Consider the following 8,128-nt stretch of genomic DNA (forward strand, 5'->3'; position numbering starts at 1 on the left):
ATAGATAACTAAAATACTTCTATGATAGATTTAGGCTACGGTACATAGCGTAGTTATATTGTTATCTATATGAATTCTATAAAGTTGACATTATGTTATTTACTTTCTATAATAAAAATAACTTAATTTGTTAGTCAGAGTCTTTCTCTGATACGTTTCTACATGTAATACAGGGGGAATCTACCAATGCAGTTACAATTATTACTTAGAGCAGCCTTATGCTTAACGCTTATTATTATCGGCGCCAAAGTGCAAATTCCACTTCCTTATTTCGATTATTATACGTTGCAATTTACCTTTGTTCTATTAACTGCCGTTTTATTACCTATGCGTTATGCCATTTCTGTCATGGGATCGTATATACTACTCGGTTTAATTGGTGTCCCTGTATTCGCTGCTGGTGGTGGTCTTGGTTATGTACTTCGACCAAGCTTTGGGTATCTTATCGGTTTTCTCGCTACCATCGCCTGTATCAGTGGTCTATACCGCACCTATCCGGTAACGAGTCGTTTCCACTTTTTTCTATTAAATTTCTTGGGCATTATCATTACCTATATATTTGGCCTAGGGTATAAAGGATTGATTATTAACCTATATATGAATCAAATTTTACCAGTTTGGACCATTATGACCAGTGCCTTTGCCTTTGATATTCCTGCAGACGTAATTATGATTTGCCTATTATCATTAGTAGAACCACGCATTGTAAAAGCAATTACTCATTCTACACATGCATGGCAAGTAAAAAAATCGAATTACTGCGACTAATCACGTAGGATTTATTTTCCTATACAATGATTAGCAATCGCTACCCCCCTGTTAATTAACGATAATAAATATAAAGTACCTATTTACTGTTTATCGACTACACACAGTAGTATGTACTAAATAATTACTATACTATAATAGCAATCTACTATTCATAAACCCTCTATTACAGTATTGTCACCACTACTGTATCGCCACTATCTGCACTGTTCTTTATGATATCTACAATTTACAATGCCGTATATTATACCACGAATCAGCACATCCTAAGGCAAATATCTATCACTAGCTTTCACCACACCATATTGAGTTCTATAAGTGCATTCACACAACATATCCCTGTAGTGAAATAGATATTATACAAGAATTTCCTCTTTATCTCTGCAATGGCTTGTAACTTCTCTATCATATAAAGTAGATAAATTTTTATACACCTTATTCTTTCCACATAGCAAATAATGTATATTAAAGTTTTCATGGATCATGAATGATTAAAAATAAATAACACAAAAGACCTTATTATGAAATATCATAACAAGGTCTTTGTCGCCTATTACATTATGCCCTCATTCTATAACAATCGTGTAAATCTTTACTATGAGAAATCAAACCACAAAACCTCAAACAAGACAATACTATTCATAATCAATTATCCTGTTCCCCTTACCTGTTGTAAGTATTAAAAATAGATCATTAGATTACTATGAAGTCATATATATGACGATACTTTCAACACATCTTTTGTTGACCAATGTAATTATACACACTAACTATACAAAAGGAGCTCCGCAGGATACAACAAATTGTTATACCTCAGATATTTTATTCACCTTTCCTTACTTCTTGAAGGTATTTATAAATGCTTACTTCTGACATTTGAAATATAGAAGCAACTTTTGAAATAGAGTCTTTAAATTCAAAAAAACCTTTACTATCTAATATTTGAACTATAGAAATTTTTTCAGATTTACTTAATTTATAATGTACTAAATCTTTCCCATTAGTTTCTTTAAAAATTAAATCATCTATTAAAGAATCAACTGATTGGTTGAAAGTTTCTACTATAGTTTCATCTGTCAATATTTTATCTTTATCTCCATGTAGATTTTCATCGATGATAGATATCCCTGATTCAAACATTTTTTTTAGTAATATCATTTTAGATTTATCACTATTTATACAAATCATTCCAACTAAATCATTGAGTTCATTTTTAATAAAATAACTAGAAGAATATAAATTCTTACCTGAGTGAGTTCTGCTTCGATAATTTACTAAATAATCATTTTCAATATGAATTTTATTTCTAACAATATCTAAAACAAAATCTGTTGCAGGCGAACCAATTTTCCTATTTGATAGATTATTTTTAATATATACTAAAGAATGATCAAAACCATCCGTAAAATCTTGCAAAACCACTTCTGTATCAGGGCCTAAAATAGCTGCCAAAAAATCTATTAGAGAGATATATACTTTTAAATTCTTATTCATAATTTTTCCCATCTCTATCTAATATATATATATTTCTAAATTAATTCTATCATATTAAAATTAATTTAAAAATAGTTAATTTCTTTCTTTAGTTGCTACAAATTAACTCTGACAAAACTTGAGCATAAATAGCTGTAACTACTATTAAATCATTAACTGGAATAAACTCATTATCTTGATGCATTGTATCTTCTCTACCTGGAAATAATGCACCAAATGCAACTCCCTCTGATAACAAACTTGCATAGGTTGAACCACCTATTACTCTAGTATATCCTTTTTCACCTGTTTGCTCTTCATAACTTCGCAATAGTGTTTTTACTAAATTGCTATCTGAAGATACGAAATGAGGTTCCTTCTTAACAATAATGTTAAAAGATTTACCTTTAAAAAATTCCTCTAGTTGAGATGTAATTCCTCTAGATGTCTGAGTGGAAGGGAAGCGAATATCAGCAACTATTTTTCCTCCTAATTTACAATCATAATTCGCAATCCCTACGTTAAAGGTTACGTCACCCATATTAGATTGATGATTAATACCTAACTTTTTGCCATCAGTCGTTTCATGGAAAGATTCTCCTAAATAATATAAGAAAGATTTTCCATTCTGAATTTCCTGTTGATATAGAAATTTCGCCAAATAAGTTCCCGCATTCACTCCCTTGCTTGGTGTCGAAGCATGAGCAGATTTCCCATAGAGTATAAGAATTAATTCTTCATCTCCATATTTTAAATCTCCAGTAACATTTGAATGATCCGATAAAAATTCCTTAAAATTCTTTGCAATATTTGAATAGTCTCTTCCTGTTAAATGTGCTTCCGCTCGTTCTGGAACCATATTTTCTTTAATTCCACTCTTAAATAGTATCAAATGATACAAACCAACTTGATTATCATCTTGCCCTTCTTTTATTGTAAAATGAATAATTCCTTTTTCTCCATTAACTACTGGAAAATAAGCATCCGGCACGAACCCTTCTTTTGGTAATTTTTCACAGGTCTGATAATACTTCATGCACTCCCAATTTGTTTCTTCATCACTTCCTATAATTAACTGTAATTGCCGTTTTGGAATATATCCATTTTCTTTCAATAACTTCATGGCAAAGAATGCACAAACTAATGGCCCTTTATCATCTAAACTACCACGAGCAATTAATTTTCCATCTTTGTATGTAGGTTCAAAAGGATTACTATCCCACCCCATTCCAACTGGAACGACATCTACATGACCTATAACAGCAAAAGGCTCGCCACTTTTTCCCCAATCAATGCGAGTAACAAGTGGTCCATAATCGTTTACCTTAAAACCTGCTTCCACCCCCATTTTTTTTATTTCATCAATAGCTTTTTTAGGACCTTCTCCAAGAGGAGCACCATCAATCGGATCCCCCTTTACGGAATTAATACGAAGTAATCGTTCAATATCATGTAGAAGGTCTTCTTTTCTATCTTCTACTACTTGTTTCCAATTAATAGTTTTCATAGTGTCTCTCCCAAATTATAAGAAAAGCACAAAATTTTACAGGCTCAATTTGAATGACAATGTAAAATTTTGTGCTATATGCTATATGATTAACTTTCTAATGCTTGTGTAAAATCTTCAATTAAATCTTCAATATTTTCAATACCACATGAAAGACGTAGTAATCCATCAACTACCCCTTGCTCTAATCTTTCTTCAGGACTAAGACATGCATGGGACATTGTTGCCGGGTGAGAGAGAATAGATTCAACTCCACCAAGACTGACCGCCAAGATAGGAATACTAATCTTTTCAGTAAAAGTAAGTAATTCTTCTTTAGAATACAACTCAAAAGATAGGACTGCTCCACCGTTTTTTGATTGTTTCATATGCACTTCGTGGTTTGGATGATCTTGTAATCCCGGATAATAAACTCGTTTAATCTTTGGGTGATTTTGTAAAAACTTAGCCAATCTTTCTGCATTTCTAACAGCATAGTCCATACGAATTCCCATTGTTTTCATCCCACGCATGATAAGCCAAGCATCTTCAATGCCAAGAATACCACCAAAATTTTTTTGGAACAATTTTAATTCTTGATAATAATCTTCACAATTAGTAGCAACAAGTCCTGCAATAACATCACTATGACCATTAATAAATTTTGTAACACTTTCAACTACAATATCAACCCCAAGTGCTAAAGGCTCTTGTGCCAAAGATGTCATAAAAGTATTATCAGCTACAGTAATCAAATTATATTCTTTAGCTAAGGCTACAATTTTTCTAATATCACACACTTTTAAAAGTGGATTGGATGGAGTTTCTAGATAAATCATGCGAGTATTTTTATGGATAGCATTTTTTACTGATTCCATATCAGCCATATCTACAAAAGTATATTCAACCTTATATTTTGGAAGTAGATAACTTACAAATTGACATGTACCTCCATAAACTTCCTTAGGTAGAATAACATGCTCTCCAGCATTAAGTAACATTAACACATTGGAGATAGCAGCCATACCTGATGAGAAACTAAGAGCATATTTTGAATTCTCTAAACTTCTAAATCCATCTTCAAGTGCATCTACAGTTGGATTTGAAAAACGAGTATATAAGTATTCTTGACTATCATCATAAAGATGTTTATTATTAAACGTTGATGTTTGATAGATAGGAATAGAGGCAGCCCCAGTATAAGTATCTAATACTTTATATCCATGTAGCAACTTGGTGTTCTCTCTCATTTATCTGCCTCCGCAATTGCTTCAATTTCTACCAAAGCCCCCATAGGAAGGGCACCGACTTGAAAAGCTGTACGTGCTGGATAGCTTTCTTTAAAAAAGCCTTCATAAACATCATTAAGTGCTTTAAAATCATCTATATTACTTAAATAAACTGTTGTTTTGACAATCTTATCCATTGAAGAGTTGTTATCTTCTAAAATACTCTTAATATTATTAAGAGATTGAGTAACTTGCCATTCAATAGTATCTTCATCAATTTTACCAGTTTCACGATTAATTGGTAATTGTCCTGATGTAAAAATAAGGTTTCCTACAAGTGTTGCTGGTGAATAACTGCCAACTGCTGCTGGAATTTTTTCACTACTCAATCTTTTCATTTTATATTATGCCTCTTTTCTTTCTTTTAAATTTCTCCAAATTATTAATCCTACTGGTAAAACTAGGTATCCAATCAACATTGCTATAATAGCAAACATGTTTAATGATACATCTCCTTGTTTACTTACAATAGTAAATTGTGATACCCAATTAAATTTATAGAGTAAGATAATTGTTAAAATGCATCCCAAAAATGGAACGATCACATCAAAGACAAAACTCTTTTTAGCGGTTTTAACAATTTCTTCTTTTTGTTTTCCAAAGTAAAATACCATAACTGCTAATGGTACTACAATAAACTGAATAAAACGAGAAATGGAACTTAGAACAATAATACTAGTCATATTGTATTGGAAAGCCATAGGAAGTAATATTGCCGCTCCGATTGTCACCAAGAATGCTCTAAGTGGAAAATCTTTGCTAGTTCTAACTGTAAACCATTCTGGGACCTGATTCTGCATTGCCATTGCTTCCAAGATACGTGGAGTATGAAAAGATGCTGCTACATTAATACCAAACATAGAAATTAATGCACCTACTAGAATTATAGTGCGAATAATTGGATTTGAAAATACAGCTGCCAAAGCTACTACTTCTTTAGTTTGTACAATAGCTACAGGATTAATCATCATAGTTGTTCCCACAATTCCAAGATAGATAACTGCAATAATCCCTATTGCCAACGGAATCGCTTTTGGAAGATTTTTTTCTGGTTTCTCCATATCTTGAGCACCACAGGCAACACTTTCAAATCCAGTAAAAGCATAAAATGCTGCAATCACTGCCATTACATAATCTGAAACATCCATATTTTCACCCAACTTCGCGCCAGTGCTATCAGTTATGTTTTTAATTGCATCAAATTCATTAACACCTGTAAGTAATACAATTGCTAATCCAACGAGAATAGTTGTAACAAGTGCGCCAACCTTGCCAATTGTAGATAAATTATTTATAAGCTCAAATAATCGTGTTCCTAACAAATTTATTATTAATAAAATTCCCATTAAAATAATAAATCCAATTGTCACATAGGTCAAATTAGCATTATCAAAGCCAAACATATTAAGAACTGTTTTAACGACTGCAGTTCCCATAACTCCCCATGCAATGCTAGCTGCAATATAGCGTGTAATCCCTACATAAAATCCAATATTACTACCAAAGGCAGCTTTACTATAAGCATAAGATGCACCACCTTTAGAAACATATTTAGCTGCAGATGCAAAGGTTACCGCTAAAACAGATGCAAATATCGCAGCCATAATATAAACGATAAGTGCCTTATCTCCAGCTTTAGCAACAACACCTCCAGGAGAAAGGAAAATCCCTGTACCGATAATAGAATTAATAGTCAAAAGGACAATGGAGTAAAACCCTAACTTTTTTTTAATCATATGTATCTCCCACTTGATTTATACACTTAATGACTTTTACATGCATTAGTAATTAATGCAGAAAATAACTGATTCATTTCTTTAAATTTCTTATGCAACATTTCAGGATGCCATTGTACACCAATCAACATTGGATAATTATTGTGCTCAATTGCTTCTATAACGCCATCCATTGATCTTCCTACTACCTTAAAATCAACGCCAATATCTTTTATAATTTGATGATGAAATGAGTTAACCAACACTTTATTAACTTTTAAAATCTTATGCAGCAGTGAATTCTCAACAATATCTACTGAATGAGTAACTTGTTCTGGGAAATGCCCTTGCCAATGTTTTATAGTTGCCGTCTCACATAATGAAACATCTTGATAAAGAGTTCCTTCATGATACACATTAATAATCTGTGCGCCACGACAAATTCCCAGAATAGGAATACCTTTTTCTTCTGCCCGTTCTAACAATGCAAACTCAAACGCATCTCTTTCTGGGAATATATCTCCCATCTTAGGAGATGGCTCTTCATGATAATTCATTGAGCAAACATCATGACCACCTGATAAAATCAATGCATCAATTGTGTCAATATAATTATCTAAAACTTCAGTAACATTCGATACAGGTATAATAAAAGGTACCCCTCCATTTCGAACTACAGAACTTACATAATCTTCATTAACATAACTTCTATGATAGCCAGGAAACATCCCCCCTTGATCAATCATAACACTAGCAGAGATTCCAACTATTGGCATCTTATTTCCCATAAGATAAACCTCCTTTATAAAAAATTTTTATTTTGTTATAAAATTTTATAACAAATTTATAATTAGATTATACATTAAAAATTTCCTCTTTTCAATAAAAAATTATATTTTTTTATAAAAAAATATAATTTAAATCTTCTAATGCAATTGAACAACCTCTTTTCCTATGATGAGAATGTTAAAACTCTACATGAAACTGTAAGAAATTAACTAAAACATAATTTATTTAAATGACTTCCAAAAATACTATTAACCACTTTTAAAAGCATCTTTATTTCTATCTAGTTTCTACATTAAGAAAATATACCTACCAAAAGATACACTCTAATAATATGTAAAATTCACTTAATAATATAACCCGATACTAAAACTAGCTATCATACCCAGTATAAAAATATAAAGAAAACTCTAAAAAATCCGATATAGTTATAAATAAAATTAGTACTATTTTTTAGTCTAGAATTATAGCTTTAAGATTTTCCATAGCCTGGCTCCAATCATAACCACCCGTAGAACGGGTGGTTTGCTCTGACCCTATAAGGGTCTTTCTCTAGTGGTAGCCCTCTAAAGAGGGCATTGAATGATCTGACAACCACTCTATTACCACTG

General features: G+C 31.9%; 7 protein-coding genes. 1 reads left to right on the top strand and 6 read right to left on the bottom strand.

Features of this window, described 5'->3' with window-relative positions; translation table 11 throughout:
- The first annotated feature begins 186 nt into the window (after positions 1-186).
- Positions 187-768, top strand: a complete 582-nt coding sequence (locus K357_RS09070) for a biotin transporter BioY (RefSeq protein ID WP_051212168.1) — start codon at positions 187-189, stop codon at positions 766-768.
- An 822-nt stretch (positions 769-1,590) separates the two neighbouring features.
- On the opposite strand, the gene K357_RS0107010 is transcribed toward K357_RS09070, so the two are convergent.
- The 6 genes from K357_RS0107010 to K357_RS0107035 all read right to left on the bottom strand — a co-directional run bounded on the left by K357_RS0107010 (position 1,591) and on the right by K357_RS0107035 (position 7,519).
- Positions 1,591-2,262 carry a helix-turn-helix transcriptional regulator gene (locus K357_RS0107010; RefSeq protein ID WP_028258063.1) on the bottom strand — a complete coding sequence of 224 codons (672 nt, stop codon included), beginning with the start codon at positions 2,260-2,262 and terminating at the stop codon, positions 1,591-1,593.
- 88 nt (positions 2,263-2,350) lie between these two features.
- Positions 2,351-3,748 (bottom strand): dipeptidase PepV, encoded by a 1,398-nt coding sequence (gene pepV, locus K357_RS0107015; RefSeq protein WP_028258064.1) that lies wholly within the window; start codon positions 3,746-3,748, stop codon positions 2,351-2,353.
- Between the two features lie 89 nt (positions 3,749-3,837).
- Positions 3,838-4,977 (bottom strand): trans-sulfuration enzyme family protein, encoded by a 1,140-nt coding sequence (locus K357_RS0107020; protein ID WP_028258065.1) that lies wholly within the window; start codon positions 4,975-4,977, stop codon positions 3,838-3,840.
- Entirely contained in the window at positions 4,974-5,354 is a 381-nt protein-coding gene (locus K357_RS0107025) for a Rid family detoxifying hydrolase (RefSeq protein ID WP_028258066.1), read from the bottom strand. Before K357_RS0107025 ends, K357_RS0107020 begins: the two co-directional genes overlap by 4 nt.
- Positions 5,355-5,360: 6 nt before the next feature.
- Positions 5,361-6,752: an APC family permease gene (locus K357_RS0107030; RefSeq protein ID WP_211218954.1), complete on the bottom strand. Its 1,392-nt coding sequence runs from the start codon at positions 6,750-6,752 to the stop codon at positions 5,361-5,363.
- Between the two features lie 26 nt (positions 6,753-6,778).
- Positions 6,779-7,519, bottom strand: coding sequence for a gamma-glutamyl-gamma-aminobutyrate hydrolase family protein (locus tag K357_RS0107035; RefSeq protein ID WP_211218955.1), 741 nt, complete (start codon positions 7,517-7,519; stop codon positions 6,779-6,781).
- Positions 7,520-8,128: the final 609 nt, after the last annotated feature.

This window comes from Veillonella montpellierensis DSM 17217, from assembly GCF_000426745.1.
GTDB lineage: Bacteria > Bacillota > Negativicutes > Veillonellales > Veillonellaceae > Veillonella > Veillonella montpellierensis.

Excerpts from the sequence above, each read along its gene's own strand:
- pepV (WP_028258064.1), bottom strand. The coding sequence starts at position 3,748 with ATGAAAACTATTAATTGGAAACAAGTAGTAGAAGATAGAAAAGAAGAC.
- K357_RS0107035 (WP_211218955.1), bottom strand. The coding sequence starts at position 7,519 with ATGGGAAATAAGATGCCAATAGTTGGAATCTCTGCTAGTGTTATGATT.
- K357_RS0107010 (WP_028258063.1), bottom strand. The coding sequence starts at position 2,262 with ATGAATAAGAATTTAAAAGTATATATCTCTCTAATAGATTTTTTGGCA.
- K357_RS0107025 (WP_028258066.1), bottom strand. The coding sequence starts at position 5,354 with ATGAAAAGATTGAGTAGTGAAAAAATTCCAGCAGCAGTTGGCAGTTAT.
- K357_RS0107030 (WP_211218954.1), bottom strand. The coding sequence starts at position 6,752 with ATGATTAAAAAAAAGTTAGGGTTTTACTCCATTGTCCTTTTGACTATT.
- K357_RS0107020 (WP_028258065.1), bottom strand. The coding sequence starts at position 4,977 with ATGAGAGAGAACACCAAGTTGCTACATGGATATAAAGTATTAGATACT.
- K357_RS09070 (WP_051212168.1), top strand. The coding sequence starts at position 187 with ATGCAGTTACAATTATTACTTAGAGCAGCCTTATGCTTAACGCTTATT.